General features: G+C 64.3%; 30 protein-coding genes and 1 pseudogene. 13 read left to right on the forward strand and 18 right to left on the reverse strand.

Annotated elements, in window-relative coordinates; all coding sequences use genetic code 11:
- Positions 1-80: 80 nt before the first annotated feature.
- Positions 81-752: a class I SAM-dependent methyltransferase gene (locus ACRVY7_RS15565; protein WP_270486816.1), complete on the forward strand. Its 672-nt coding sequence runs from the start codon at positions 81-83 to the stop codon at positions 750-752.
- Between the two features lie 328 nt (positions 753-1,080).
- On the forward strand, positions 1,081-1,524 hold the full coding sequence (locus ACRVY7_RS15570; RefSeq protein ID WP_156525530.1) for a hypothetical protein: 444 nt from the start codon (positions 1,081-1,083) through the stop codon (positions 1,522-1,524).
- On the opposite strand, the gene ACRVY7_RS15575 is transcribed toward ACRVY7_RS15570, so the two are convergent.
- Both ACRVY7_RS15575 and ACRVY7_RS15580 read right to left on the reverse strand, forming a co-directional pair.
- Positions 1,407-2,273 carry an ABC transporter ATP-binding protein gene (locus tag ACRVY7_RS15575; RefSeq protein WP_431817706.1) on the reverse strand — a complete coding sequence of 289 codons (867 nt, stop codon included), beginning with the start codon at positions 2,271-2,273 and terminating at the stop codon, positions 1,407-1,409. The two genes, ACRVY7_RS15570 and ACRVY7_RS15575, sit on opposite strands and share 118 nt — an antisense overlap.
- Positions 2,270-3,307, reverse strand: a complete 1,038-nt coding sequence (locus ACRVY7_RS15580; protein WP_431817707.1) for an ABC transporter permease — start codon at positions 3,305-3,307, stop codon at positions 2,270-2,272. The genes ACRVY7_RS15575 and ACRVY7_RS15580 overlap by 4 nt, the downstream gene beginning before the upstream one ends.
- A gap of 204 nt (positions 3,308-3,511) precedes the next feature.
- Between ACRVY7_RS15580 and ACRVY7_RS15585 the strand changes: the two genes are divergently transcribed.
- Together ACRVY7_RS15585 and ACRVY7_RS15590 are read left to right on the forward strand one after the other, a co-directional pair.
- Positions 3,512-4,711, forward strand: coding sequence for a sensor histidine kinase (locus tag ACRVY7_RS15585; RefSeq protein ID WP_431817708.1), 1,200 nt, complete (start codon positions 3,512-3,514; stop codon positions 4,709-4,711).
- Positions 4,708-5,343 (forward strand): response regulator transcription factor, encoded by a 636-nt coding sequence (locus ACRVY7_RS15590; protein WP_431817709.1) that lies wholly within the window; start codon positions 4,708-4,710, stop codon positions 5,341-5,343. The genes ACRVY7_RS15585 and ACRVY7_RS15590 overlap by 4 nt, the downstream gene beginning before the upstream one ends.
- A 4-nt stretch (positions 5,344-5,347) precedes the next feature.
- Here the strand turns inward: ACRVY7_RS15590 and ACRVY7_RS15595 are convergent, their stop codons facing one another.
- From ACRVY7_RS15595 to ACRVY7_RS15620, 6 genes are all read right to left on the reverse strand, one after another.
- Positions 5,348-6,205 (reverse strand): TIGR03621 family F420-dependent LLM class oxidoreductase, encoded by an 858-nt coding sequence (locus ACRVY7_RS15595; protein WP_431817710.1) that lies wholly within the window; start codon positions 6,203-6,205, stop codon positions 5,348-5,350.
- A gap of 64 nt (positions 6,206-6,269) precedes the next feature.
- A complete protein-coding gene (locus ACRVY7_RS15600) occupies positions 6,270-6,905 on the reverse strand; it encodes a LutC/YkgG family protein (RefSeq protein ID WP_431817711.1) in 636 nt (211 codons plus the stop codon).
- Positions 6,902-8,344: a LutB/LldF family L-lactate oxidation iron-sulfur protein gene (locus ACRVY7_RS15605; protein ID WP_431817877.1), complete on the reverse strand. Its 1,443-nt coding sequence runs from the start codon at positions 8,342-8,344 to the stop codon at positions 6,902-6,904. The genes ACRVY7_RS15600 and ACRVY7_RS15605 overlap by 4 nt, the downstream gene beginning before the upstream one ends.
- A gap of 104 nt (positions 8,345-8,448) precedes the next feature.
- The gene (locus ACRVY7_RS15610; RefSeq protein ID WP_270486806.1) at positions 8,449-9,189 is read right to left on the reverse strand and encodes a (Fe-S)-binding protein; all 741 of its coding nucleotides are present in this window, start codon (positions 9,187-9,189) and stop codon (positions 8,449-8,451) included.
- A 197-nt stretch (positions 9,190-9,386) separates the two neighbouring features.
- The gene (locus tag ACRVY7_RS15615; RefSeq protein ID WP_049698504.1) at positions 9,387-9,887 is read right to left on the reverse strand and encodes an acyl-CoA thioesterase; all 501 of its coding nucleotides are present in this window, start codon (positions 9,885-9,887) and stop codon (positions 9,387-9,389) included.
- A gap of 168 nt (positions 9,888-10,055) precedes the next feature.
- Positions 10,056-10,382, reverse strand: a complete 327-nt coding sequence (locus tag ACRVY7_RS15620) for a transglycosylase family protein (RefSeq protein WP_049698503.1) — start codon at positions 10,380-10,382, stop codon at positions 10,056-10,058.
- Positions 10,383-10,690: 308 nt separating this feature from the next.
- On the opposite strand from ACRVY7_RS15620, the gene ACRVY7_RS15625 reads away from it, so the two are divergent.
- Positions 10,691-11,476 carry an enoyl-CoA hydratase gene (locus tag ACRVY7_RS15625; protein WP_431817712.1) on the forward strand — a complete coding sequence of 262 codons (786 nt, stop codon included), beginning with the start codon at positions 10,691-10,693 and terminating at the stop codon, positions 11,474-11,476.
- 18 nt (positions 11,477-11,494) lie between these two features.
- On the opposite strand, the gene ACRVY7_RS15630 is transcribed toward ACRVY7_RS15625, so the two are convergent.
- From ACRVY7_RS15630 to ACRVY7_RS15640, 3 genes are all read right to left on the reverse strand, one after another.
- Positions 11,495-12,736: an AI-2E family transporter gene (locus tag ACRVY7_RS15630; protein WP_431817713.1), complete on the reverse strand. Its 1,242-nt coding sequence runs from the start codon at positions 12,734-12,736 to the stop codon at positions 11,495-11,497.
- A gap of 228 nt (positions 12,737-12,964) precedes the next feature.
- Positions 12,965-13,549 (reverse strand): hypothetical protein, encoded by a 585-nt coding sequence (locus ACRVY7_RS15635; RefSeq protein ID WP_431817714.1) that lies wholly within the window; start codon positions 13,547-13,549, stop codon positions 12,965-12,967.
- Positions 13,546-14,166 (reverse strand): RNA polymerase sigma factor, encoded by a 621-nt coding sequence (locus ACRVY7_RS15640; RefSeq protein WP_231894285.1) that lies wholly within the window; start codon positions 14,164-14,166, stop codon positions 13,546-13,548. Before ACRVY7_RS15640 ends, ACRVY7_RS15635 begins: the two co-directional genes overlap by 4 nt.
- Positions 14,167-14,484: 318 nt before the next feature.
- Between ACRVY7_RS15640 and ACRVY7_RS15645 the strand changes: the two genes are divergently transcribed.
- From ACRVY7_RS15645 to ACRVY7_RS15675, 7 genes are read left to right on the forward strand one after another with little or no spacing between them, the layout of a single operon-like run.
- Entirely contained in the window at positions 14,485-14,991 is a 507-nt protein-coding gene (locus tag ACRVY7_RS15645) for an Asp23/Gls24 family envelope stress response protein (RefSeq protein WP_064870370.1), read from the forward strand.
- Complete coding sequence (locus ACRVY7_RS15650; RefSeq protein ID WP_431817715.1) at positions 14,991-15,449, forward strand: hypothetical protein; 459 nt, start codon at positions 14,991-14,993, stop codon at positions 15,447-15,449. The genes ACRVY7_RS15645 and ACRVY7_RS15650 overlap by 1 nt, the downstream gene beginning before the upstream one ends.
- The gene (locus ACRVY7_RS15655; RefSeq protein ID WP_049698497.1) at positions 15,442-15,624 is read left to right on the forward strand and encodes a DUF2273 domain-containing protein; all 183 of its coding nucleotides are present in this window, start codon (positions 15,442-15,444) and stop codon (positions 15,622-15,624) included. The genes ACRVY7_RS15650 and ACRVY7_RS15655 overlap by 8 nt, the downstream gene beginning before the upstream one ends.
- Entirely contained in the window at positions 15,617-16,183 is a 567-nt protein-coding gene (locus ACRVY7_RS15660; RefSeq protein ID WP_431817716.1) for an Asp23/Gls24 family envelope stress response protein, read from the forward strand. The genes ACRVY7_RS15655 and ACRVY7_RS15660 overlap by 8 nt, the downstream gene beginning before the upstream one ends.
- The gene (locus ACRVY7_RS15665) at positions 16,180-16,827 is read left to right on the forward strand and encodes a DUF6286 domain-containing protein (RefSeq protein ID WP_431817717.1); all 648 of its coding nucleotides are present in this window, start codon (positions 16,180-16,182) and stop codon (positions 16,825-16,827) included. Before ACRVY7_RS15660 ends, ACRVY7_RS15665 begins: the two co-directional genes overlap by 4 nt.
- Entirely contained in the window at positions 16,824-17,381 is a 558-nt protein-coding gene (locus ACRVY7_RS15670; RefSeq protein ID WP_049698495.1) for an Asp23/Gls24 family envelope stress response protein, read from the forward strand. Before ACRVY7_RS15665 ends, ACRVY7_RS15670 begins: the two co-directional genes overlap by 4 nt.
- Positions 17,382-17,395: 14 nt before the next feature.
- Positions 17,396-18,871 carry a WS/DGAT domain-containing protein gene (locus ACRVY7_RS15675; protein WP_431817718.1) on the forward strand — a complete coding sequence of 492 codons (1,476 nt, stop codon included), beginning with the start codon at positions 17,396-17,398 and terminating at the stop codon, positions 18,869-18,871.
- Here the strand turns inward: ACRVY7_RS15675 and ACRVY7_RS15680 are convergent.
- The 7 genes and pseudogenes from ACRVY7_RS15680 to ACRVY7_RS15710 form a co-directional block, all read right to left on the reverse strand.
- Positions 18,801-19,715: a hypothetical protein gene (locus ACRVY7_RS15680; protein ID WP_270486790.1), complete on the reverse strand. Its 915-nt coding sequence runs from the start codon at positions 19,713-19,715 to the stop codon at positions 18,801-18,803. The genes ACRVY7_RS15675 and ACRVY7_RS15680 overlap by 71 nt on opposite strands.
- 9 nt (positions 19,716-19,724) lie before the next feature.
- Positions 19,725-20,315, reverse strand: a complete 591-nt coding sequence (locus ACRVY7_RS15685; RefSeq protein WP_431817719.1) for an HhH-GPD-type base excision DNA repair protein — start codon at positions 20,313-20,315, stop codon at positions 19,725-19,727.
- Positions 20,316-20,519: 204 nt separating this feature from the next.
- Positions 20,520-20,714, reverse strand: a complete 195-nt coding sequence (locus ACRVY7_RS15690) for a helix-turn-helix domain-containing protein (protein ID WP_431817720.1) — start codon at positions 20,712-20,714, stop codon at positions 20,520-20,522.
- Positions 20,715-20,789: 75 nt separating this feature from the next.
- Complete coding sequence (locus ACRVY7_RS22585; RefSeq protein ID WP_488184319.1) at positions 20,790-21,716, reverse strand: protein NO VEIN domain-containing protein; 927 nt, start codon at positions 21,714-21,716, stop codon at positions 20,790-20,792.
- Positions 21,717-22,284: 568 nt separating this feature from the next.
- Entirely contained in the window at positions 22,285-22,410 is a 126-nt protein-coding gene (locus ACRVY7_RS15700) for a hypothetical protein (RefSeq protein WP_431817722.1), read from the reverse strand.
- 1,643 nt (positions 22,411-24,053) lie between these two features.
- Entirely contained in the window at positions 24,054-24,428 is a 375-nt protein-coding gene (locus tag ACRVY7_RS15705; RefSeq protein WP_431817723.1) for a recombinase family protein, read from the reverse strand.
- A gap of 19 nt (positions 24,429-24,447) precedes the next feature.
- Positions 24,448-24,543, reverse strand: a pseudogene (locus ACRVY7_RS15710) (HhH-GPD-type base excision DNA repair protein); the annotation flags it as partial.
- A 32-nt stretch (positions 24,544-24,575) separates the two neighbouring features.
- Between ACRVY7_RS15710 and ACRVY7_RS15715 the strand changes: the two are divergent.
- Positions 24,576-25,103, forward strand: a complete 528-nt coding sequence (locus ACRVY7_RS15715; RefSeq protein WP_431817724.1) for a hypothetical protein — start codon at positions 24,576-24,578, stop codon at positions 25,101-25,103.
- Positions 25,104-25,149 lie beyond the last annotated feature (46 nt).

Below are 25,149 nucleotides of genomic sequence, written 5' to 3' on the forward strand. Positions count from 1 at the left end.
GGCGCCGCACACATCCGTCGCGCCTAGATGACCGGTAGCATTTCGTCGGATTTGTCCTACAAACGAAGGCAGGGCTGGCGATGGGTGCGGCGCGCGAGGGAATTGTCGGCGGTGCGCGGAAGCAGGCGGCCCGCGGCGTGGGACTCGTCTCGAGCTATCTGCGGCCGTACACGTCGGCACACGGCGTCGCCGATTGCGACGACGAATACCGCAGCGGCGACTGGGACTACCTCGCCAACGAGCAGGAGGCTCCGCGCTTCCACGTCGTCGCCGGATATTGTCTGCGGACCACGCCCCGACCCCGTGTGCTCGAACTCGGCTGCGGCGAAGGGCTGTTGGCGCAGCGTCTCTCGCCCGCGCACTACACCGAGTTCCTCGGAGTCGACGCCGCTGAGGATGCCGTCGAAAAGGCTCGTGCGAAGGGGCTCGACCGCGCTGCGTTCGTGCAAGCCGACGCCAGCACGTTTACCCCGGATGATGTCGATCCGACGGCCTCGCAGACGCGGTTCGACGCGATCGTATTCTCCGAGATGCTCTACTACCTCCCGGATCCGCTGGCGACAGTCCGCCGCCTGCAGGAGGGGTGGCTCGCCCCGACCGGCGAGATCGTGGTGTCGCACTACAAATCGATCGACCTTCCCCAGGCCCGCCAGGTCTGGAAGCTGCTCCACTCCGCCTTCGACGTCCGGCTGCGCTCCACGCTGACCACGGGCGACCTCTCCTGGACGATCGAGGCGCTCGCGCCGCGGTGATCTCGACAAGCTCGATCAGCGGGGGCAGCTCGATCAGCGGGGTGGGGCTCGATCGGTGGGTGATCTCGACAAGTTCGATCAGCGGGTGGGGCCCGATCGGCGGGTGGGGCTCGGTCGGCGGGTGATCTCGACAAGCTCGATCAACGGGGGGGCAGCTCGATCAGCGAGGGGGGCAGCTCGATCAGCGAGGGGGTCGGCTCGATCAGCGGGGGGCAGCTCGATCAGCGAGGGGTAGCTCGATCAGCGGTGGGTTGTGGCGCGCAACCGGCATCGTCGCCACACTGGAGGGCAGTCCGGTGTTCCCCGGGTGCTCGCAGGGAGGTAGACGATGGCAGGCAACAATCCATTCGGCATTGATCCGGAGGACTTCGATCGATTCGCACGCGAGGCCGGCGACGGCCTGCGCGACATGGTGGGCAAGTTCCTCGGTTCACCGTCGTCGGGAGTGGCGTGGTCGACCGTCTTCGAGCAGCCCGCGCGCCGTGCGGCACCCGAACCGGAGACGACCGGAAAGTCCGGCTCGGGCGTCTGGGCGGTCTTCGTCACCGACGCCGACGGCGGCGCACGCGTCGAGCAGGTCTTCGCGAACGAACTCGACGCCCTGCGGGCAAACCAACACAACACCGATCCCACCCGTCGGGTCCGCTTTCTGCCCTACGGCATCGCGGTGAGTGCACTCGACATCGCTGTCCCGCGCAACGACGCAAGCCCCACGCCGTTGAGCGATGACGGTCCCGCTTCCGACGACCCGACGCCCGGTTCCACGTCCTGATTGTCCTGATCGCCGGTCACTCTCCGCAGTCGTCCGTCGACCATCTCGTAGACGGCGTCCATCCGGTCGAGGTGCGTCGGATCGTGGGTGACCAGAACGCACGCCGCGCCGTGGGTCCGCGTCATCTCGGCGAGCAGTTCGACGATCGCGGCACCGCGTGCCGAGTCGAGCGCTGACGTCGGCTCGTCGACCAGCAGGAGCGACGGCGTGTTCATGAGTGCGCGCGCGATGTTGACGCGCTGACGTTGGCCGCCGGAGAGCTGAGCGGGAAGCTTGTGCGACTGATCGGCCAACCCGACCTGGTCGAGCAGTAGTCGGGCGCGCTCACGCACGTCGCGGCGTCGGCTCGGTCCCGACCACCATCGCTGGCCGAGATGAGCGGTGACCTCCAACTGTTCGACCGCGGTCAGCGACGCGATGAGATTGGATTGTTGGAACACAAAGCCCAGGTGCTCGCGACGAGCACGCGCGGCCTCCCTACGGGAGAGGCCACTCAATTCGATGGTGTCACCGGACCGGGTCGCAACCGAAACGCGCCCCGAATCCGGCCGGATCAGACTGCCCGCAACGGCGAGCAGGCTCGACTTCCCAGAACCCGACGGTCCGGTGATCGCGACGATCTCGCCGGGCGCTACCGCGAGGCTGACATCGTCGAGCGCTCGCACACGCCCGGAGCCGTCGGGAAAGGTCAGCGTCACTGCAGACATATCAAGGGCGCGAACAGGTTTGGTCGATACGATAGTGCTCATCGAGCACCTCCCAGTGCGGTCAGTGGATCAGTGGTGACAAGGAATCGGAGCGCCAGTGCGGCGCCTATCAGGCCGAGCGCGATGATGGCGGCAGCGGGCAGGAGGGTCGTGGACGTGGTCAGCACAAACGGTATTCCGCCGAGGAATCCACCGACCAGGGCAGTGATAGCCGTTCCGATCGCGGCCCCGACGACGAGCACCATCGCGGCCTGCCCCAGCGCATCGCGCACGAGTGAACCGGTCGACGCACCCAGCGCCTTGAGGACCGCGATGTCGGGGATGCGCTGCACCGTCCACACCGTGAAGAAGGCACCGATCACCAACGCCGAGATCACGAACAGCATGATGGTCATCAACGTGAGTGAACTGTTCTCGGCCTTGTAGGACGCCAGCGCCGAGAGCGCATCGTCGGAACTCGTGACCGTCGTCTGTGTCGCCCGTGCGACCGATGTGTCAGCACCGTTCGACGCCGTGAAGGTGACAACCGTGGCGGCGCCGGCATGCGGTGACAACTGCTGCCAATCGTCGAGCGAGAGATACACGACGGGACTGTGTGCGTACCAGTCGTCGCCGACGATCTGCGCAACCGTGAACGGTCGACCGCCGAGTTCGACGCGAGCGCCCGCACTAGCGTGCAGCGTTTCTGCCACCGACGAACTCAACTCGACGCTCCCCGGTGTAGGTGATTCGCGGTCGGTACCGATGAGCGCCACGGGCACGGGGGAGTCGGGCGCGGTGGATGGCGCTATCCTCGCCCGTGATATCCCGACTCCGACACTGTCGGGTTGCGCCGTGCGCCAAGCGCCCAGTTGTGCTGCGGTGAGCGAGGATTCGTCGAAAGACGGCGCGGTTCCGGTGTCTGAAAACACCACCGAGTTGCCCGGAAGGTGCTGCACCGCCGAGATGTTCTGGTGGCGTAGGCCCGCGGTGAGTCCGCTGAGGAACGTGACGAGTACGGCAACGAGCACGACGACGAGCGCTATCAAGGCGAACCGTCCACGGGCGCGCCGCAGGTCGCGAAGCGCGACAAACATCGAGAAGTCCTTTCCGTCGCTGCGTACCCGAGACCCTTGTGATCGTCCGGAGCGCAGCGTCGATGTGTGGTGACAACTTCATGCTCGGCCGCACACGCCGCCCGCGCGTCGCCTGTCGGGATGGCATCGGTTCCGTCCTCCGTACGTGCCCTCTCCTCCTTTCGATGGATGCGCGGAGACCGAGCGCGGCTATCGTTGAACGACATGCACCCGTCCCCACTCACCCCCGTTGTCGCTGCGTTGCGGTGGGGTCTGCACCTGCTCGCCGTCGCGCTGACGGTGGTGGTGATGGTGCGCGCGTTGATCGCGACTCCGACCGACGTCGTGGCGGCGATCGTCGCTGCGGTCTGGCTCGCGGTCTATTTCGCGGGCGGTCTCATGGTGCGCAATCGTCGGCGTGCGCTGGTGTGGCTGGCCGTACTCACCGCGGTGTGGCTGGTCGAACTGGCCCTCACCGCGGAGGCCACGTATCTCGTCTTCGTCCTGTTCTTCCTGTACCTGCACCTGCTCGGTCGACGCATCGGCTTGGTGGCCGTCACATTGGCGACCGGTGTCGCGGTGGTCGGTTACGCGATGCACAACGGATGGTCGGCAGCCGCGATCATCGGACCAGTCCTCGGTGCAGGTGTTGCCGTCGTGATCTCCGCGGGCTACGCACAGCTCTTTGCCGAGGCACGACAGCGTGAGCGACTCATCGACGAATTGGTCGCTGCGCGAGCCGATCTCAGCGATCAGCAACAGGCCATCGGCAGGGCCGAGGAACGTGAACGGCTCGCTGCCGAAATCCACGACACCGTCGCGCAGAGCCTGTCGAGTATCCAACTCCTGTTGCACGCGGCCGAACAGTCGACCGGAGAACAAGCGGCGTCGTCGATCGCGTTGGCGCGCAACGCTGCTGGTGACGCACTGACCGAGACCAGACGCCTGATCGCTGAGCTGTCGCCGGCGCCGCTCGACGGCGCCTCGCTGGCAGATGCACTTCGACGAGTCGCCGCGGACGCGTCCGGACACGGCATCAACGTCAGCGTGCTCATCGAGGGTGACGCCCAACCACTCGCCATGCCCACCGAGGCGGCGCTGGTCCGCGTGGCACAGGGCGCGGTGTCGAATGTGGTCCGCCATTCTCGTGCAGGCACGCTGCACCTCACCCTCACGTACACCGCCGACGAGGTGCACCTCGACATCGTCGACGACGGAACGGGTTTCCCGGCCGATGCGTCGGAGGGATACGGGCTCACCACTATTCGACGACGCGTCGACTCTCTCGGCGGGCAGGTCGACATCACCTCCGACGACGGGGGTACCACCGTTGCCGTGTCATTTCCTGCCGTGTCATTTCCTGCCGTGTCAATTCCCACCGTGGCGCCTGCTGCCGCGCGGTCGGTACAGGAGAGCGGCCGGTGATCCGGGTACTTCTTGCCGACGACCATCCGATCGTGCGGGCCGGGTTGTCGGCGTTGCTCGCCAACGCCGCTGATATCGACGTCATCGGCGAGGTGGCGAAGGCCGACGATGCGGTGGCCTGGTGCGCCGACACCGACCGATCCCCGCAACCCGATGTCGTCCTGATGGATCTCCGCTTTGGAGAGGGGATGTCGGGGGTGGAGGCCACGCGGAGGATTCACGGCCTGCCGCGGGCGCCGCATCTTCTCGTCGTCACGAACTACGACACCGACGCCGACATTCTCGCCGCCATCGAGGCAGGGGCGAGCGGGTATCTGCTCAAAGACACCGCACCCGCGGAACTGCTGGCCGCGATCCGCGCGGCGGCGGCGGGGGAGAGTGCGCTGTCGCCGTCGGTCGCGACCCGACTGTTGACGCGGGTGCGTGCCACGCCCGACACCGTGCTGACGCCACGCGAGATCGACGTCGTCGCACAGGTGGCGACGGGCCGGAGCAACCGCGAGATCGCGAAGGCGCTGCACGTGAGCGAGATGACGGTGAAGTCGCACCTGGTGCACATCTTCACCAAGCTCGGCGTCGGCTCCCGGACCGCCGCCGTTGCCAGCGCGCGTCGTCAGGGACTCATCGACTGACCGGTCAGCTCCGCACGAGACCGATCACCTCGGAGAGTGCCTCGAGATCCTTTTCCGAGGGTTCGATGAACGTGAAGTACGAGATCCCGGCGGTCTCGTTGAGGTGGTTGATCCTGTCGGCGACCTCCGCAGCGCTGCCGTGGAGGATATTCACCGATCCGCGGAGTGCGGCGTCGTCGAGGTCCGGGTTGGCCCCGCGCAGCGCGGTGACGTCGGGATCGCGCCCGACGGCCAGGTCGAAGACGATCACGTTGAGTTCGAGTGCGTCGAAGCGCTCACCGGCCTCGGTGCGGACATGGGCGACGCGGTCGGCCAGCACGTCTTCGGTCGGCAGGTTGGAGAACGCGACGATGTCGGCCTTGCGTGCGGCGAGCGAGAGCACGCGGTCACCGATCCCCGCGACCATGATCGGCGGATGCGGCTGGACGAACGGCGGCGCCTGCGCGGGATCGTCGAAGGCGACGTGCAGATGGTCGACGACCTCCTCGAGATGATCGACTCGTTGGCCGGGACGGCCGAACGGGATTCCCGCGGCGTCGAATTCGGCTTTCACATAGCCTGCTCCGAGACCGATCTCGAGGCGCCCACCGCTGAGTTGATCGACGGTTGCGAGGTCGCGCGCGAGCAGCGCGGGGCTGTAGAAGGGCGCGTTGAGTACGAAGTTTCCGATCCGCAGCTCCGGTGCCTGCGCGGCAGCCGCGACGAGTGCTGGCATCGGCCCGATGAGGCCGAGGTGGTCGGGTACGAGAACGACGTCGGCGCCGGAATGGGCGACTGCTTGCACCTGCGCACGGAACTGATCGCCCGTGCCGGTTCCCAACAGGTTGACTCCGAAACGGATCTTTCGCGTATCTGGCGACATGCCTAGTACCAACCGCCGCGACCGGCCATGGATTCCGGGCAGGAACCGATCTCGCTGCCGGCCACTACGCCTCGACGATGATGACGTGGAGAGTTCGCGGGCCGTGGACGCCCTCCACGCGGTCGAGTTCGATGTCGCTCGTCGCGCTCGGTCCGCTGATCCAGGTTTGGGGGCGGGTCGCCGAACCCTGCTCGATCAGGCGGGCCACTGCTTCGGGAACGTCGCTGACGATCTGATCGGTGCGGATCATGCAGAGGTGAACATCGGGTACGAGTGACACGGCCCGACGACCTTGTCCCGCACTGTGATCGAGCACGATGGTGCCGGTGTTGGCAATGCCGACCGCCGCGGTGGTGATCACCGCCGACGCGGCGTCGAGTTCACTGGGGGAGAGATCGTCATCGGACAGCCACACCGGGTCTACCCCAGACAGCAGGTCGCGGACGACGGCGTCGGCGATGACCGGACCGTCGAGGTTCTCCAGCAGGACGCTCACGTGATCCGATAGGTGCGCTGAATCGACGCGTTCGACGACGGCCTTGTAGTCGGCAACACGCTCGGCGAATCGGTCGACGAGGCCGAGATCGCCTGTGCTCGAGGGTCGGCCGTAGGCCCAGTCGACGGGTGTGACGTCGTCGACAGGTACGTCGGCCAGGGCCGCGCGGACCCGACCGATGATCTCCTCACGGGCGGCGGTCATCGTGCTTCATCTCCAGAAGTGTTGTCGCGCTCGCGTTTCCACCACTCGCGGAACGTCTCAGCGGGTGGAACCGGGGTGTCACGCGCACTCGACCACGGAGTCATCGGCCAGGGCAGCGCGCCGAGCGTGCGCCGGTTGCCGAAGAAGCGGTGACTCACCGTCGCAGCTTTCTGGGCGGCCTCGAGTCTGCGGTGATCGGCGAAGACCTTCTCCATGGCTTTCATCGCTGCGGCCTCGGCGGTCGGTAGCCCCTTCCGATGTTCGTCGACGACGCGGGTGCGCAGATGAACGAGTATGTCGGGTATGGGAATTCGGACCGGACACACGTCGAAGCATGCGCCGCACAGGCTCGACGCGTAGGGGAGCGATTGATCGATCTTCGACGCTGTGCCGCGGAGCTGGGGCGTGAGAATCGCGCCTATAGGACCCGGGTAGACGGAGCCGTAGGCGTGCCCGCCGGTGCGCTCGTACACCGGACACACGTTGAGGCACGCCGAGCACCGAATGCAGCGCAGCGCGGCGCGCCCGACCTCGTCGGCCAAGACGCCGGTGCGGTTGTTGTCGAGGAGGACGATGTGTACGTTCTGCGGACCGTCGCCCGGGGTGACGCCTGTCCACACCGACGTGTACGGATTCTCGCGTTCGCCGGTGCTGGAGCGGGGAAGTACCTGCAGGAATACTTCGAGGTCGGCCCACGTCGGCAGGATCTTCTCGATGCCCACCACGGAGATGAGCGTCTCGGGCAGCGTCAGGCACATACGTCCATTGCCCTCGGATTCGACGACGACGAGGCTCCCGGTGTCGGCGATCGCGAAGTTGGCTCCGCTGATGCCGACCTTGGCGCGCAGGAACTTCTCACGCAGATGCACTCGTGCCGCTTCGGCCAGTCGCGCAGGCTCTTCGGTCAGGTCGTCGGGCGCGGGACGTCCCACCTTCGCCATGTTCTGCAGAAAGATCTCGCGGACTTCACTGCGATTTCGATGGATTGCCGGCACGAGGATATGACTCGGCCAATCGTTGCCGAGTTGTACGATCAGTTCGGCGAGATCGGTCTCCCAGGCATCGATGCCGGCGGCTGCAAGCGCCTCGTTGAGTTCGATCTCCTGGGTGGCCATCGACTTGACCTTGACCACTTCCGAGGCGCCGGTGCCGCGGACCAGCTCGACGACGATGCGGTTGGCCTCGTCCGCGTCGCGCGCCCAATGCACCTGTGCGCCAGCGGCCGTCGCCTTCTCTTCGAACTCCAACAGGTAGTCGTCGAGGTGGCGTAGCGTGCGGTTCTTGATCGCCTCCGCCGCGAGCCGCAACTCCTCCCAATCGGCGAGTTCGTCGACAACCGCTGCGCGCTTGTGCCGGATGGTCGACGTCGCGTGTTCGAGATTGCGGCGCTGGACGGTATTCGCAAGTTCGTGACGGGCGGCCTTCGGGAACTTCGGCATCCCGACGAATGTCGCGGTCACCCCGACGTGCGGATGTCCGAGCCCGAAACCGTGCCGGCCCAACGCTTCCTGCTCGGCGTGCCGATCGGACTCAACGGTCTCGCTCATGCCGGGTGCTCCTCGGTCGACGCCAAGATTTCTGCGAGGTGCATGGTGCGTACACCCGCCCGTTCGCGGGATAGGAGCCCTCCGATATGCGCAAGGCACGAATTGTCCCCGGCGACAAGAACTTCGGCCTCGGTGTCGCGGACATGCCTGGACTTGTCTGCCCCCATCGCCACCGAGACGTCGGCGTTCTTCATCGCGAAGGTGCCCCCGAAGCCGCAACACTGGTCGGCGGCAGGCAGGTCGACGAGGTCGATGCCACGTACGTTGCGCAGCAACCGAAGTGGTTTGTCGCCGACGCGCAGCATCCGTAGGGAGTGACACGTCGGGTGGTAGGTGACCCGGTGGGGAAAGTAGGCACCGACATCGGTGACGCCGAGGACGTCGACGAGGAACTCGCTGAGTTCGAAGAATCGTGGTGTGATCTCGTCGACTTCGAGGCATAGCCGGGTGTCGCCGGTTCGCGCGGCAACTGCCGCATGTTGGTGGCGGACCGATCCGATACACGACCCCGACGGGGCGACGATCGCGTCGTATCCGGAGAAGACGTCGACGAACTGTCGTACACCGCCAATGGCTTCGTCGGCGTAGCCCGTGTTGGTGAACATCTGCCCGCAGCATGTCTGCTCGACGGGGAACTCGACTCGGATACCGAGGCGTTCGAGCAGCAGCACGGTTGCCCGTGGGGTGTTCGGCCACATCGTGTCGTTGAAGCAGGTTGCGAACAGCGCGACTCTCATCGCGTGCTGTTCTCGGTTCTGCTGTGGTGCATTGATCACCGCCAGGGCTGGGGGCTCGGGTTGGGGGCTACAACCTGAGGGCTGGTGGTCGGTGTTCCCTACGACCCGACCTGGCTTCGACGCTATGGCCACTCGCAGTGAGCGTCAACCGCTGGGCACCGTACGTTCGATGGTGGTGCTGTCGGCGGCCGTCGCGGTCATCCGTCGCGCGCGGAGCGCAGAGCGGCGCGGCGGAGTTCTGCCTCGGCGAAGCGTCGTTTCTGGTCGTCGGTCTCGGGCGTGAGAGGTGGCACCTCGTGCGGACGTCCGTCGTCGCCCATGCTGACCATGGTGAAGTAGCAACTGTTGGTGTGGCGGCGAATCCCGGTATGGATGTTCTCGGTCTCGACCCTGATACCGACCTCCATCGAGGTACGCCCGGTGTAGTTGATCGAGGCCGAGAGAATGAGCAATTCGCCCACGCGTATCGGTTCACGAAAGATGACGCGATCGACCGACAACGTGACCGCGTATCGACGTGAGTACCTGCTCGCGCACGCGTAGGCGACCTCGTCGAGCAGTTTGAGCAGCGTGCCACCGTGGACGTTTCCGGTGAAGTTGGCCATGTCGGGCGTCATCAGCAGTGACATCGACAGCGTCGAATGGTCGGCGTCGGACACGTGATGAGTGCTCTCCGACGACCCGTGCCCGGCATCCATGTCGCGAATCGTAGCCGCCTTGACGGTGGCTGGCGTGCTGTCGGACGCGCAAACGCCCCGCGATCTGGCAAACGCGCGTGGTACACCACGGGCGTCCGCAGAATCGCGGGGCGTTTACAGAACCGTAGAACCGATCAGGTCCTCACAGCAGGTGGGCAGACCTCAGGATCAGAGGTACTGGCCGCACACGGGCCATGCGCCCGGTCCCTGAGTTGCGAGCACGTTCTCCGCAACGCGGATCTGCTCGTCGCGCGACGCGTTGGACGCGCTGCCGCTACCGCCGTTGGCCTCCCAGGTGCTCTGCGAGAACTGCAGGCCGCCGTAGTAGCCGTTGCCGGTGTTGGTTGCCCAGTTGCCGCTGCTCTCGCAGTTGGCGACGGCATCCCAGTCGTGTCCGTCTGCGGAGGCGGTCGCGGTCGCGACGCCGAACGGAGCAAGTGTGAGCGCGCCGATGATTCCGGCACGAAGGGCGGTCTTCTTCATCCGCGTGGTCATTGTTCCTCCTATCAGTCACCCGGTAAGGACGAATTGAGTGGGTGTCGGGTGACTCGAATTTGGACCAACGGCGACCTTACGGAGTGATCACGGAAAGGTCACATCGACTTTCTGACCTGCGCAGCGAGGATTAGCGAAGATAAATCTGACATTTTCATGTGAAATGCCTGCGCACTGCGGCGTTTTGCTGTGTTATTTAGCGAGTTTAGCGGTCGCCTATACTGTGAGACAGATCACCTCCATATTGTGGTCCGGCGCACAGATATCGTCGAGTTGCTCAATAATGCGTGTAGAGAAATGAGGGCGAAATGTCGGAAATCAATTCCACGACGGTCACCGTGTCTCACGACGGACCGATCGGCTACCTCACGCTGACCGATCCGCGTCGACGCAACGCCCTGTCGACGTCGACGATGCAGGCAGCCACAACCGCGCTGCGCGAGTTCGATAGGGACCAGGGCGTGCGGGTGGTCGTCGTTCGAGCAGAAGGGCCGGCCTTCTCCGCTGGACACGACCTCACTGAACTCGTCGACAGAACGCTCGACGACGAGGAAGCGGTCTTCGCGACGTGTGTCGAGCTGATGACGACCATTCATGAGATCCGCCAACCGGTGATCGCGCAGGTCGCCGGGCCGGCTTTCGCGGCAGGTTGCCAGTTGGTGGCCACCTGTGACCTCGCGGTGGCGTCCACGACTGCCTCGTTCAGCACGCCGGGAGTACGGATCGGGTTGTTCTGCTCGACCCCGATGGTTGCCCTGACCAGGGCGATCGGACGCAAGCGGGCGATGAAAATGCTGCTCACCGGAGAACCGATCGACGCAGCGACAGCCGCGGACTGGGGACTGGTCAACGACGTCGTCGAACCCGATGCTCTCGACGCCGCTGTTCGCGATCTCGCGCTGCAGATCGCGTCGTCGAGCGCGTCGACCCTGGCGATAGGCAAGCGTGCCTTCTACCGGCAGATCGACGAGTCCGAGCCGCAGGCGTACCGCTCGATGAGTTCGACGATGGCCACCAACGCGATGACGTGCGATGCGCAGGAGGGCATGACGGCCTTTCTCGCCAAGCGAGAGCCGGTGTGGTCAGATCGGTGACCTGCAGATGACCCTGTCTCAGGCCGTGCTCTCGCCGCCGTCGCCCGCACGCAGCGTCTGCTCCTCTGCCTCGCGGATTCGTTCCTCCCGATCATTGTGCCGTCGCGCGTCCTCGACCTCGTCGGTGGTCGGTCGGCCCGAGGAGACCAGCACGTCGGCCCAGCGGGTCGACGGATCGATGTCGATCAGGAGCGACTTGCACAGCAGCGTCAGCGGGATGGCGAGAAGCGCACCGAGCGGACCGATCACCCAGGCCCAGAAGATCAGCGACAAGAACGTGACCGTCGTGGTGAGGCCGACGGAGTCGCCGACGAACTTGGGTTGGATCACCGACTGGATCACGAAGTTGATCGCCGAGTAGACGACGATCACCCACAGCGCGAGGGTCCAGCCTCCGTCGAGGAGCGCCAGGATCGCGGGCGGGATGACTCCCAGAACGAAGCCGATATTCGGGATGTAGTTGGTGATGAACGAGAGCAGGCCCCATAGCAGCGGTAGCGGAATGCCCATCAGCCACAGGGCGCCGGTGTCCAACACGGCCACGATGAGGCCGAACACCGTCGAGACGACGAGATAGTTTCGCGTGCCCGAGGCGAACGTCTGGAATGCGTGCGCCACGTCGGGGCGAACCTTCTTCAGAACGTCGTAACGCTCGTCGGCGTTGATCGAATCGACGGCCATGAACAGCAGGACGGTGAGCACCAGGATGAGGGCCGACGCCGCGTTCGCCGTGCTCGACACGACGTCGCCGACGACGTCGAACACCTTGCCCGCGTCGATATGCGAGAGCATGTCGTTGACCTTGTCTTCTCCGATGCCGTGGTCGGACAGTGCTTTCTGGACATCGTCGATGAGGTCGTTGAACTTGTCGCTGTACTGGGGAAGTATCGTCGCGAGCCGTGCGACGCAGTAGATGACCGAACCGAAGAGTCCGAGGATGATCCCGTAGACCAGTAGGACCGTCGCGAGGAACGCCGCCCACTTGGGCCAGCCCTTGCGCCGCAACCAGCCGGGTACCGGTGCGACAGCGACAGTCATGATCAAACCGAGGAACACGGGCCCGACGATCGATCCGATCGATTTGATACCCAAGACCGCGACAACGATGCCCGCGATGGTCAGCAGCACCACCGTTCCTCGAGGCAGTGCCCAGGTCGGCGAACCGGGATCGTCGACAGCCGTGTCGCCGGTCACCCCTTCTTTCTCCGCTGTCGGCTTCTGTGCGGCTACCTCGTCCGAACCAGTGTCTTCGTCCGCCATGTCGACCTTTCTGTCGGCGTCGGCCCCCGCAGATATCTCGTGTGACGCAGCAATCTCGATGACGCAGCAGCACTGCCTAAAGAGCAGTTTTCCCTACAACGGGACTACCTAGAACGGGATTGCCCAGAACGCAGCGCTCCCTGTGACGGTCGTGACGAAGAAACCCGTCGCGCTCAGCATATAGACGCTCGTGCCACTCGCGAGAGAAAAACACGCGCATGCCCGGGGTCAGTCGATCCAATTCCTGGTGTACAGATCCTGCCACCGGACGTCGATGTGTTGGCGTGCGGTCGTGGTGGTCGAGGGGCCGAGAACGGACGCGAGCACGGTTGCGACGACCTCGCGTACGCGATCGGAATCGGCGACGAGATCGTCGTGGTAGCGGGCGATGAGTCCGATACGCACCCGGCTGACTCCGTTTTTCGGGCTGCCCTCTGCTTGCTGGCCGTCGGTGCTCTCGGCGCTGTGGGTGGCCTCGATGCCGTCGGGGCCGTCGAGTTCCACCAGCACGACGAGTCGGCCGAGCGTATGTCGGATGCGTGTGGCGAGCAGTTGTTTGACGACGCGGTCGTTGACACGCACCGTGCTCTCATCGGTGTCGAGGAGGCGGCCGTTGCGTCGTACCCGACCGAGTTTTCCCGTGATCGAGGAGATCAGCTGCGCGATGTCACGGTCGGGCTCCTCGAGTCGGCGGCTGGCCTCCACCAGCCAGGCGTCGGTCTCGTCGGAGTCGTCGTCCAGAATCTCGTAGCGGTCGTCGAATTCGGTGCCGGGAGAACCCGCGCCGCGGGTCGTCCTGCCTGTTCGCGTCATCGTTGTCCTCCTCTCATCGGACCCGCCCCTGTGCTGGTCGTGCCTGTGCTGGCTTGCTCGTCGTTGGTCGCGTCGGGCCGCCAGGGGGCAAGGCGGGTCGCGAGGTACCGCCTACTTCGTTGTAGGTGCCCGCGGACCGAGCCGACAGAGATCTGCAAGACCCGTGAGATCTCGGTGAGTGAGAGTCCCTCGGCTTCTCGCAGCCACCATACGGCGCGCGATGTCTCCGGAAGTGTCGTCAATTCTCGACGCAGCGCATCGACGAGAGATGTGTGCAGCACGTCGTCGGCAGGGAGGGGATGAGGGTCGGTGAGGTCGGCGAACCGTTCTTCCGCGGTCGGAATGTCTCGGCGTCGACGCCAGTGGTCGACGGTTCTGCGATGCGCAATCCCGAACATCCACGTCTTGAACGAACTGCGAAAAGCGAAGTCGGGTAGTCCGCGCCATGCGTCGAGGAGTGTGTCCTGCGCCAGATCCTCGGCGGTCTGCGGATCGTCGACCATGCGGCGTAGGTAGCGCAGCAGCGAGGGCGAGAGTTTTGCGACGAGTACCGAGAACGCCTCGGCGTCGCCTGCTGCCGCAGCGGCAGCGAGTTCATCCTCGGAGAAGTCGCTCAACGCAGCGGCAGGAGCGGGCGCTGACGGACCGGGTGCGGAGCGCAGCGTCGGACCCGGCGCGCCCGTGTGTCGGCCCGCCGCTGTAGGTGACTCGTCACTGTGTCCGGCGTCACGCGAATTCACGCGTGCAGATATCGGATTCACTACGACTGACCTTATACGGGCGCGATGAGGAAGCGGGTCAAAGATCCCGCCGTCATCGCCCCCGTCCCGGTTACCGCCGGACGGCGCGCCGAAAGGTCGGCGCGAGCGTTCGAGGTCGTCGGGACCCGTCGTCTGACCGTCCACATGGGACGAGAATGAGGAAAGAGGAGCGTCATGGCCGAGAACGCAGCCACAGGAACCGCAACCAACCAGTCGGGCACCACCGGCACCGAGGGCGCGAAGAGCAGCGCCGTCGCACTGGCTGATGCCTCCAAGAAGGTGGCGCCCGCCGGAGAGCGCGGCAAGACGTCGATCGCCGACCAGGTTGTCGCCAAGATCGCGGGCATCGCGACCCGCGAGATCAACGGCGTCTACGACGTGGGCGGCGCGACCGAGCGCATGGTCGGCAAGGTCCGCGAGGTGATCCCGGGCACGGGCACCAGCACCACACAGGGCATCAACGTCGAGGTCGGGGAGCGGCAGGCCGCCGTCGACGTCTCGATCGTCGCCGACTACGGCGTCGCTATTCACCAACTCGCAGCAGCCATCCGACGCAACGTGATCACCTCGATCGAGCAGATGACCGGTCTCGAAGTGACGGAGGTGAATGTCACCGTGCACGACATCCACTTCGGCGACGATGACGACGACGACTCGTCGAGCACGCCGCGGGTCCAGTGATGTCTGAGTCTTCGCAATCCGAGTCCTCGCAAGCGGGATCGGTTGCGCAGCAGGTCGCCGCGGCTGCGCAGGCGGTGCCTGGCGTCACGGGTCTGCACGCCGGAGTTTTCGGCGAGGTAGCCACCTATCTGCCCGGAAGCCGGGTGAGCGGTGTGCGCATGTCCGACGACTCCGGCGAGGTGCACATCATCGTCGACATCAACCACGACCTGCGCGCGGTCGCCGACGACGTCGTCACTGCCGCGTCGCAAGCAGCAGGCGTGCCGGTCTCTGTCGTCGTCGAGGACGTTTCGGTGGGACCCGCCGAGTCCCACGACGCCCCCGAGAGCACATCAGGCGGGGATACGGCCGCAGGGGAGATCCCCGTTGGCGACATTCCCGTTCGCGACATTCCCGTCGGGAGTACATCGGCGCAGGCAAATCCAACTCGATCAACAGAGGTGAACAACGATGAGTAACAACGCTGTCGTCGGTCTCATTGTCGGATTGCTCCTCGCAATCGCGGCAACGACCGGAGGCTTCACCGGCTTCATCCTGGCCATCGTCCTCGGAGCGGTGGGACTGGTCATCGGGCTGCACCGCGACGGTGTGCTCGATCTCGGCCATGTGCTGAAGAGTCGGAACCGTGGCTGATGCAGTCACCGTCACCCGCGGCGACCTAGGCAAGTCGGCGGTCGGCACGGCAGCGCCCGCACTGTCTCCAGAGGCCGCCGACTCGACCGACCCAGGGGCGCGCGGCAGTCTGATTCTCGACGACCGCGTCGGCGAGAAGATTGCCGAGCGGGCCGCACTCGGGGTAGACGGTGTGATCGAATCCGACGGCAAGGGTGCGTCGGTACTGAATTCGCTCAACCCGCTTGCGGGCGGCTATCCGTCCGCGTCGACCGACATGTCACAGACCGCGCCGGTCATCAAGCTCACCATCTCACTGCAGTGGCCGTGTGCGGTTGCCGCGGTGTGCGCGGAGGTTCGTGATCACGTCGCCGCCGAGGTCACCCGACTGACCGGAGTGCGTCCCGGACGCGTCGATGTGACGGTCGCCGAGATCGTGACGGCCACGCAGGCAAAGCGTCGCCAGTCGGGGTTCGTCGAGATCCCGAATCCGTCGGCTGAGTCCGGGGATTCGCCGGATCGTGTGGACCAGAACAGCGATCGAGACCAGGACACCAAACCCAGCGAGGAGGAGTCATGAGCACGGCCGCGCCGGACGCCACGCCAGAGGCCAAGACCCCAGAAGGTAAGCACGCAGAAGGCAAGGATGTACGCGCCGTGATCCGCGCTCATACCGCTGACACGCACAAGGGCAAGGTCTTCAATCCCTCGGCAGGGCCGAAATCCGTTGTGTCCGGGGTGATCATCGGCGTCCTACTGCTTGCATTGGTCGCGGTCGCCATCCACGACCTGCTCGTCGAAGTGGGTTGGATCTCGGGCACCCGGTGGCTTCAGGCCGCTGCCGACTGGCTCGACGGCGCGACGTGGCAGGACTGGATGTGGGCTGCCGCAATCGGTTTCATCATCGTCGGCCTTCTCCTGCTGTGGACGGCATTGGCACCGCGCAGGCGCACGCACGTCAGTCTCGGCGATTTCGAGGTTCTGTGGACTCGACGAGGCGATGTTGCACGCCGATTCAGCACGGCCGCGCTGTCGGTGCCGGGCGTCGAACATGCGACCACGGTCGTCGGACGACGGCGCGCCAAGGTGCTCGTGACCACCGACTCCGAGGTCGACGAGGCGGCGCTGCACGACACGCTCGATGGTGTCGCGGCGTCGTTGGAGAAGCCGTTGCGCGTGAAGCTCAAGGTTGTCACCCGACACAAGAAGGGGGCATCGCGATGAACCGCGGACCCGCGTCATTTCATCGGATAACGGCAGGGCTGATCGGTCTGATCTGCCTCGTCGTCGGAGTGGGTGCAGTGCTGTGGCAACTCGACGTGCCCAAGGTTCGGGAGTGGGCCGACCACCTCGATTCGGGCTGGCCGGCACGCCTCGACGGCACCGATTGGTGGACGTTGGTGCTGTTCGGGATCGTCCTCATCGGATTGATCTGGGGATGGTCACTGATCTCCACGGCCATTCGCCCGAGCAAGGTCGACGACCTCGAACTCGCAGGCAGCAACGACGACGGCGACCTGGTCGTCGCACCCAAACTGATCGCGAACGCGGTCGCCGCCGACCTCGCGACACACACGATGTTCGACGACGTCTCGGCCAAGGCTCTCGACGACAGGGGTCGCAAACTCATCAGGGTCACCGTGACGGCTCCTCCGACCTACTCCTACGACGAGGTCGCCGCCGTGCTCGGACCCGAGATCGAGCTGATCCGGTCGGCTGTGGACGGTTCTGACGTGCACGTCCAGGGTCTCGTCCACTTCGAAACACCCACGAGCTGACCGGGTCTCGCCGGATGGAACGGATGTCGGCCGCGGATGTGGTGCCGTATTGGATGGCACCGATCATCCCCAACGACCAGTTCGTCGTCTACGTCTTCGCCGACGACCGTCCGGGCGACGCCGGTGAACTCGCAGCGTGGATCGCGACGAGGGCGGCGGGCGTCGCAGACTTGAGCCTGCGCGTCCTCGACATCCCGTTCACTCTCGATCGGCCCTACTGGGTGCACGCCGACATTCTGCCGAGTCAGTTCGTCGTCCACGACGCCGAGCGCAACTGGGAGGACTGCCTGGCCATCTTGGCGGACCGGATGTCCGAGCAGCTCGATCTGGCTGAGATGGCTTGGCGGGTACATCTTTTCGCTCACGTGTCGGGCGTTCCGGGAACCGAGCACTCTGGCGTCGAGGTTTCTGACGCCTCTGCCGGTCCGAGCGGCGGCGTTCGTGCCGGGGTCGTCGTCGCCCTGCAGGTCTCACACGCGCTCGGGGACGGTCGACGCACCGCGGCGATCACACGCGACCTCTTCGGACCAGCGGCGCCGATACGGGCGAACCGCGCGTATCCGATACGCGCACTTCCGGATTCGACGTTGCGCGTCGCCGGTGCGGTCATCGGTGCGGCGCGTCTACCCGCGCAGTTCGCGTGGATGATCGCCCGCGGATTCGTTGCCTGGCAACGATATCGGGCGGCTCCACCGCAACAGGCCGCAGGAGTGCCGCTCTCGCGGCTGAACCGTGCACCGGGCACGGGCCGAACCCTGCGCACGCTCACCGTCGAGCGTGATGCTCTGCGCATCGGTGATCGTGGTGTCACCGTCGGCGCGTTGGTTGCGATTTCGCTGGCGTTGCCGACGTTCCTCGGTGACCCAGACGGCCGCCTCGTTGTCGAGCTCACCGTTGCGAGGAACTCAAAGCGGCCGTCACGCGACAACTTCCTCCGGAAAGGCTCTCGCCGCAACAACTTCCGCAACGTCGGCGTCGACCTCCACGTCGACGAGCGGGATCTTGCGCAGCGGGCTCGCCTGATCGCCGGCGAGATCGACGCCGCCCGCCGCGCCGACGAGGACCCGGCGCGCGTCGCGTCGCGTGCGGCCACCGCCGCGACTCCCGCCGCGTTGACTCGTTGGGGCATCGGCCATTTCGACCCGACGGCAGTTCCCGAGCGCATCACCGGAGTCACCGTCGTGTCGTCGGTGAACCGTGGTGCGGGCGACCTCATGCTCGATGGCAGACCCGTCCTCGCGACAACGGGATTCCCTGCGCTCTCTCCTGTGCAGGGGCTGACGCACGGCGTGCACGGAATCGCCGATCGAGTCACCATCTCGGTGACGACGTCGCCGGAAATCGCTCCCGACGTCGACGACTACCTGACATTGCTGTCCGAAGCGATAGACCAGCTCGACGCCGTCAGGACCAGCGGCGTCAGAGCTGGTCGTGCGGCGCCCGCGATGGATCGTGGCCGCTCGGAAGGGAATTCCGCGAGCCACGTGTGAGCCGCTTCGGCAGCCGGTCGGCGAGCCCGCCGAGCGGTGCCACCGTCTGGTTGAGAAGGTCGACGGTCTCTGCGAGTTCGTGAACGGTGTCTTGCATCGCGATGAGATTCGGTGCGAGCGTTGCGATGACCTCGGTCAGTTCGGTGATGCGATCGAGCGTGCCGCCGGGCGTGATAGCTCGCTCGACCGCTCCGTTCTCGCCGACGAGCTGGTCGAGAAGACCGCCGTCGGCCGCGAGCCGGTCGAGGACGCCACCGGGCTCTGTCGCCTTTTCGAGCACGCCACCGGGAGCGGTGAGCTGGTCGACGATCCCACCCTCGGACGTCAGGCGCTCGAGGATGCCCTCGTTCTCGGTGAACTGGTCGACGACTCCGCCCTCTCGGGTGAGCCGGTCGAGTGGCCCGTCTTTGGCGGTGAGCCGGACCAGGATGCCGTTCTCGTCGGTGATCTGGTCGAAGATCCCGCCCGGGGCCGTCAACTTCTCGAGAAGTCCGTCCTTGGCGGTGAGGCGATCGACGACGCCGCCGGGCGTCACCAGCCGCTCGAGCGGACCTCCCGGCGCGATAAGCCTGCCAAGTGGGCGGTCGGGCGACATCAGATCGCTCAGTTGAGCAAGCAGCGCGAGCGGAGCGCGTGCGCCGCCGAGTTCGGCGCCGGAGACACCGATGGCCTGTCCGATCTCGTGCTGGACACTCGTCGCGGTCACTCGCGCAATGGTGACCGCCGATTCCGCGGCGGTCAGTGCCACACCTGCTATCGCGAATCCCAGGCGGAACGGCAGGTCGACGGCCGAGCGGATGTCCACAGGCACGATGTCGGCGTCGGTGCCACGTTCTTCGACCACCACGACACCCTAGCCTTTCGACGACGCCTGATCGCCTGCTTTCGCCGCTGCCTTGGCGGCCTTCTTGAAGTCCCGAACCTTCTGCAGTGAGTCGGGGTCGGTCACGTCTGCGACCGAGCGAAATCCCTTCTTACCGTAGTCGCCGACGACCGTGGTCCAGCCTCGCGGGGCGACGTCGAGTTGCTTTGCGAGTAGTGCCGTGAAGATCTTCGCCTTCTGATCGCCGAACCCGGGCAGCGCGCGGATGCGGTCGAACAGTTCTTTGCCGGTCGTTGCCGTTGTCCACAGCCGCGCGGTGTCCCCGTCGTACTCGTCGACGATGACGCGGGCGAGCGCTTGCACCCGGCCGGCCATCGAGCGGCCGTAACGGTGGATGGCGGGCGGTGTGGCGCACAGGTCGGCGAAGGCCTCTGGTTCGGCGTCGGCGATCGCTTCGGGATCGAGCGAACCGAACCTGTCCCGGATCTTTGCGGGTCCGGCGAAGGCACGTTCCATCGGAAACTGTTGATCGAGCAACATGCCGGTGAGCAGTGCGAATGGGTCGGTTGACAGCAGTTCGTCTGCGGCCGGATCTTGGGCTATGCATAGGGTCGCGTCCATGCGAAGCAGCCTACGGTTTCAGCTTGCCGATGGATACCGACGCGAGCTTGGTTGCCTTGCTTGGACTCAACACCTTCCACAGTATTTGGCAATCTGGTCGCCGCCCGCCCTGCCGGGAGTGGCTGAGCAACCCGCTTTACGGACGCGGTCGCCTGAATGGATCGATCCAGAGGGTGGCCGCTTGGGAGGTCAGACCTATCTTGCCTACCCGACGCTCCCGCCAGACTCCCAATTGCCGATCGGCTGAAGCAAAGCCTCAATCGACTCAACGTCTATACGGATCACTCGTGGGCCGAGCCGGTGGGCTTTGAGGCGTCCCGACGCGATGTAGCGTCGCACGGTCTTGGTTGAGATGCCGAGGTACTCGGCGGTCTCCGCAATGCTCAATCGTTTCTTCATGAACAAACCGTAGCTCCTATTCTTCCGCGAGATAGGACATTCGTCGGCGCGTCCACGCCTTAATCGGCTGATTTTTCAAAGGCTGTAGCTGTAGCCGGTAGGCGACAATTGACGGATGTCAAGTTCCCACGGTTCACGTATTTGCGGAATGCCGCCTGTTGCAAAAACTACACCATCCTGCATCGATGTTTCAATACTGCTCAATACATATAGCGCCACACGTCCAGCATTTTCGAGGGCATGTGAAACCTCGTTTGGTGTCAACAGGACCGCGGTTGCTAGTCCAGTGGTTCCTTTGACCTCGACACGCAACTCTTCTCTACCTCGGGTGCAGTGAATGTCGTAGCTGGCTGTTCGCGACACATCCTCGACTTCCCAATGAAGCGCGGAGTAGTGGGCGATCGCGGCCCTCATAGCGGCCTCTTCGATGGCAAGCTTGGTAGCCGTATCGGTGATGAAACCTTGGCCCGAATGTGCATTTTCGGCGAGTGCTTCTCGGGAATCAGAGTTTGCATCTGGCGGAGTAGTCGAGTTTGAAAGAACGAGCGCAAGACGCTCAGCCGACTCCAATGTCGGCAAGAATCCTGGAATAGCCAAGCTGAGTCGGATTCGCCTACGCTCATTGCCGCCGGGTCGGGTATCGCCCGGTGACCTTCCTATAGACTTCTGAGCTCGAGTCAGACGTTTTCGAAACGTTTCATAGTCGTCGAGATCAACTAGTCGAATTGGAAATCGCGAACCCGATATCTCAAGCCTCCGTTCCTCGAGGGGCAACCTCTTCACTCGACTCGAGTCGACGTAGGCATCTTTAATGGTTGCGCGAAGCTCGGCTAATCTTCGGAGAAGGACCTCGAGTCCCAAGGCGTAGTCAGCGTTGCGGGAGACGCTAGAGCCGCTTGTGCCTCCAGCGCTGGCCATAACGAGCGATAGCTCGTCGTCTAGTACTTCGACGTCAAAGGTGGCCGCCAGACGGATTCCTTCGGAGTTATGCACACGAGTCATGGCGAGGAACTTATCGGAAGCGGCTCAGAACCTGCCCGGAACCTCAGCCGATCGCCGCGGAAAGTGCCCTACCAGGTGCCGTTGCGTCGTTTCCACTCCTCGAAGGCTTTTCTCTCTTCATCGCGCTCCTGGCGATCTTGGGTCCATGAGTCGCGCTGGCGCCGGTACTCTGCAGGGTCCGCTATCCGAAGATCTATCCAGTGTTTGCATTGGGGGCACATGTCGGGATCGTCGATATCCGCCAACAAGGGCAAGATCACGCGTACGTTCCGCTGGCAGATCGCGGTGTAACGAGTCATCCGAGAGCAGAGGTTCTATTCGGTCGTCGAGGACGGTGAGTGAAGACCGCCGAAACATCCGCTCGAGTGCATAGGTGCCGGAGACTGTGCCGAAGTCGTCGATGTCGAAGGTGAGGCGCTCGCACGAGTTCCACGCAACTCCTACGGTCTCATGTCGGAGAACTATGGCACCTACCGAGGTTCAATCGGAATGTAGCGTCGGCACGTAAACGTACCGTCTGCGATCGGGAGAGGGTCGGTGCTAGCCGTGTCCCTCTCCCGACCTCAGGTTACTTCTTGACGGTCTCGATGACCGTCGTGTTCGGATGCTTCTTCGCGTAGGCGACGGTCACGAAATGACCAGTCTTCGCGTTGCGCCCGATCTTCGTGGAGGTCTTACCTCCGCGCTTAGCCATTGGAAGGCTTCACGGTGATAGTGCGGGTCACACGGGTCACACGGGTGACCCGCCTGACAGGCATGCGGACAGTGACACGACGCGTACGCGTCTGACGAGAGGCCATAGCGGCTTCTCCGATCTCCGGACACTTGTGACCCGCCACACACGAATACCCTCCTTTTGAGGCTATTCGGCTGGAGTCGGTGTAACGTCTCGCATGCACCTCAGAAATGCAACTCGATGTCACCCCGTCTGGCGGATCTGCCCCCAGTCGGGGGCATCGTGCTTTCCGGACATGAAGGACACTACACCTTGTGTCTGACATTTGGTGTCGCCACTAGAACTAGTAATCACATTGATGAAACTTGCAGGCCGAAGCCTTTTTTGAAGCGCACCGGCGTGTCGCGGCTATGGATGTTCGCGCGGCGAGTACGGTCCGCGCCTCAATCTACTTTCCGCACGAAATAGCCAAGCTCGGGCTTGCGGCAAAGGATGTAAGTCAGCCCCGCGTCGATATGTAGCTGTCGACGCGCCTTGTCGTCTGCTTACAGCCACACTTCGCGCTTTGTCTGGTCGGTCTCTATCGCTCAGCCAACCAGACGCACACGCCGAGATCGCCGCTAGCTGGTCACGCTTGGCGACTTGAACTTTTATGTGTTCGAGCCTTTGGTGCTCATCATCCGGCGTGGTCAGCAGCCCCGCGTCGGACTCCATCCGCAACCGCTCGATGGTTGCGTTCACCCGCTCCAGATCCGGGGCGTTGTCCTCACCCTCGACGAACACACGCCGGGTCGCTGGCTCGTGACCAAGGTTGTAGTTGTATTCATGCATCAGCTGAAAGCCCACGTCGTCGCCCTGCGCTATTACGCCGTTGCAACTGACCGGGGTCCGACCGCATCGGTAGTAGTGGTGCTCGTTAACGTGACCAGACTTCGTGGCGTTCCTAGATATCTCCTGGGCCAGAGAGACTCCTAACGGACCTTCTCCGCACGCGGTGCACCCCTGACAGCCGCGCACGCCGACGCCAAGCATCGGGTTCACAGAGGCACTTGGAGGTCCGTCGGTTGAGCTTTCGAAGCCGTGCAGCATCCTGCACCTGTTTCGAAGTGGCAGCGTCAACCGTCGGGGGGCGAGCCGGATCGGCTCGACATGGCGTCCGGCACGACCCATCGCTTGCTTACCGCGGCCGGTCATCTTGAATTCCTGATTTCGCGAAGAGGTTAATCCGTCGATCACATTGTTCACAGTCTAGGGCCGGGACTTGGCGGGATTGCCTTCGGCAACGCCCGCCCAGTCCATGTTTGTGCGTGCTGCAGCCGCGGCACCCACAGCCGTGGACATGTGCGCGACCACATCGCGGGTCGGTGTAAACCTTGTTCAGCCACGCCGCGATGCGGATAATCGACCAGCCGTCGCGAAGACGATCGGCCATTGCGTGAAGCAGCATCTTGCAGACGTCGTCTGTGTCGAGTCCTCGGCCCCTTGCCACTGGGATGGTCGACCACCTTGAACCCGAGCGGCGCGACTCCTAAGCCCATCGGTCCATCTGCCGTAGCGCGCGGAGCGAATCCTGTGTACGGCTCTTGAATCGGTCAAGTTCGAGCTGAACGAAAGACGATCCGAGTTAGAAGAACAGCTCGGCCATTGAGTGGATGCTCTTCTCAACGCCCAACCCGGTAATCGAGTGTTAGCCCGTCATCGGCGAACGCGACGAGTTTTTGACGGCCCTCGGCCCAACGAGCGAAGTCGGCGCAGTGCTGAGTCGAGCGAAACGATCGGTCCATCTTCGACCAGACGATGACGTCCCACTTGGCGGAACCCTCCTCGGTCAGCCAAGGTCCGAGGTCGGGACGACCCGCTAAACACTTCATCGCGGATACCTCGAGATCCTCGAATGATTCGACGATCTCGTATCCCTTAGTCTCGGCCAACCTGGTGGCCGTTTCGATCAGTATCAGTTGTGAGACGTTTTGCGGCCCTTGGACTACGGAAACACGGGCGCCAACGATGGCGCGTAGGGGTCGCCAATTCGTCACGCTTCAATCGTATTCAAATCTGTTGATCGAGGAACGTACCGGTGAGCAGTGCGAATGGGTCGGTCGACAGCAGTTCGTCTGCGGCTGGGTCCTGGGCAATCTGCAGTTTTGCCATGGCTTCATCCTAGGGACTTCTACACTTGCGCCATGCGCGAAGGGGTAGTCGGTGCAAGCAAGGTCGCGACGCGCCGGGTCGCGACGCTCGTGGGTGCAGCAGTGTTCGCCGTCACGGGACTGACGACGGTCGGTGTCGGCGGTGCGCAGGCGATTCCCGAGTCCAGCAACCCCAACTTCGTGACCTCGTTGAGGTGCGATAGCGCCAATCCGTGGCCACTGGGGCCGTTGCGCATCCACGTCGATGTCTTCAACGGCATCCGTTTCCCGTCGGACGGTCTGCCGCCCCCGGCCATCGAACTCATCGGAACCGATCGCAGCAAGGCAGGACTCGTCGAGTACTCCATGGACGTCACGGTCTCGTGGCGGAACCTGGCGACAGGACGCACGGGTGTGGTCAGTGCGCCGAGCCGGGCACGAAACATCTCCTGGCAGATCGACATTCATCCGGGTGCGGGGCCGGTCTCGTTCGTCATTCGACAGAAGATCGGGGCCATTGCGTTCCTGCCGATGGTCAACCCGCAGTTCTCGACCTGCCGCGGCACTGCAACTGCTTTCTGAACGCCCGACTGTCACGATCTGAGCTCGATCTCGTCGCCCTGTCACG

Origin of the sequence: Gordonia jacobaea, from assembly GCF_965344965.1 — a bacterium.
Classification (GTDB): Bacteria; Actinomycetota; Actinomycetes; order Mycobacteriales; family Mycobacteriaceae; genus Gordonia; species Gordonia jacobaea.

Excerpts from the sequence above, each read along its gene's own strand:
- ACRVY7_RS15565 (WP_270486816.1), top strand. The coding sequence starts at position 81 with ATGGGTGCGGCGCGCGAGGGAATTGTCGGCGGTGCGCGGAAGCAGGCG.
- ACRVY7_RS15570 (WP_156525530.1), top strand. The coding sequence starts at position 1,081 with ATGGCAGGCAACAATCCATTCGGCATTGATCCGGAGGACTTCGATCGA.
- ACRVY7_RS15575 (WP_431817706.1), bottom strand. The coding sequence starts at position 2,273 with ATGAGCACTATCGTATCGACCAAACCTGTTCGCGCCCTTGATATGTCT.
- ACRVY7_RS15580 (WP_431817707.1), bottom strand. The coding sequence starts at position 3,307 with ATGTTTGTCGCGCTTCGCGACCTGCGGCGCGCCCGTGGACGGTTCGCC.
- ACRVY7_RS15585 (WP_431817708.1), top strand. The coding sequence starts at position 3,512 with ATGCACCCGTCCCCACTCACCCCCGTTGTCGCTGCGTTGCGGTGGGGT.
- ACRVY7_RS15595 (WP_431817710.1), bottom strand. The coding sequence starts at position 6,205 with ATGTCGCCAGATACGCGAAAGATCCGTTTCGGAGTCAACCTGTTGGGA.
- ACRVY7_RS15600 (WP_431817711.1), bottom strand. The coding sequence starts at position 6,905 with ATGACCGCCGCCCGTGAGGAGATCATCGGTCGGGTCCGCGCGGCCCTG.
- ACRVY7_RS15605 (WP_431817877.1), bottom strand. The coding sequence starts at position 8,344 with ATGCCGAAGTTCCCGAAGGCCGCCCGTCACGAACTTGCGAATACCGTC.
- ACRVY7_RS15610 (WP_270486806.1), bottom strand. The coding sequence starts at position 9,189 with ATGAGAGTCGCGCTGTTCGCAACCTGCTTCAACGACACGATGTGGCCG.
- ACRVY7_RS15615 (WP_049698504.1), bottom strand. The coding sequence starts at position 9,887 with ATGGATGCCGGGCACGGGTCGTCGGAGAGCACTCATCACGTGTCCGAC.
- ACRVY7_RS15620 (WP_049698503.1), bottom strand. The coding sequence starts at position 10,382 with ATGACCACGCGGATGAAGAAGACCGCCCTTCGTGCCGGAATCATCGGC.
- ACRVY7_RS15625 (WP_431817712.1), top strand. The coding sequence starts at position 10,691 with ATGTCGGAAATCAATTCCACGACGGTCACCGTGTCTCACGACGGACCG.
- ACRVY7_RS15630 (WP_431817713.1), bottom strand. The coding sequence starts at position 12,736 with ATGGCGGACGAAGACACTGGTTCGGACGAGGTAGCCGCACAGAAGCCG.
- ACRVY7_RS15635 (WP_431817714.1), bottom strand. The coding sequence starts at position 13,549 with ATGACGCGAACAGGCAGGACGACCCGCGGCGCGGGTTCTCCCGGCACC.
- ACRVY7_RS15645 (WP_064870370.1), top strand. The coding sequence starts at position 14,485 with ATGGCCGAGAACGCAGCCACAGGAACCGCAACCAACCAGTCGGGCACC.
- ACRVY7_RS15650 (WP_431817715.1), top strand. The coding sequence starts at position 14,991 with ATGTCTGAGTCTTCGCAATCCGAGTCCTCGCAAGCGGGATCGGTTGCG.
- ACRVY7_RS15655 (WP_049698497.1), top strand. The coding sequence starts at position 15,442 with ATGAGTAACAACGCTGTCGTCGGTCTCATTGTCGGATTGCTCCTCGCA.
- ACRVY7_RS15665 (WP_431817717.1), top strand. The coding sequence starts at position 16,180 with ATGAGCACGGCCGCGCCGGACGCCACGCCAGAGGCCAAGACCCCAGAA.
- ACRVY7_RS15670 (WP_049698495.1), top strand. The coding sequence starts at position 16,824 with ATGAACCGCGGACCCGCGTCATTTCATCGGATAACGGCAGGGCTGATC.
- ACRVY7_RS15675 (WP_431817718.1), top strand. The coding sequence starts at position 17,396 with ATGGAACGGATGTCGGCCGCGGATGTGGTGCCGTATTGGATGGCACCG.
- ACRVY7_RS15685 (WP_431817719.1), bottom strand. The coding sequence starts at position 20,315 with ATGGACGCGACCCTATGCATAGCCCAAGATCCGGCCGCAGACGAACTG.
- ACRVY7_RS15690 (WP_431817720.1), bottom strand. The coding sequence starts at position 20,714 with ATGAAGAAACGATTGAGCATTGCGGAGACCGCCGAGTACCTCGGCATC.
- ACRVY7_RS22585 (WP_488184319.1), bottom strand. The coding sequence starts at position 21,716 with ATGACTCGTGTGCATAACTCCGAAGGAATCCGTCTGGCGGCCACCTTT.
- ACRVY7_RS15700 (WP_431817722.1), bottom strand. The coding sequence starts at position 22,410 with ATGGCTAAGCGCGGAGGTAAGACCTCCACGAAGATCGGGCGCAACGCG.
- ACRVY7_RS15715 (WP_431817724.1), top strand. The coding sequence starts at position 24,576 with ATGCGCGAAGGGGTAGTCGGTGCAAGCAAGGTCGCGACGCGCCGGGTC.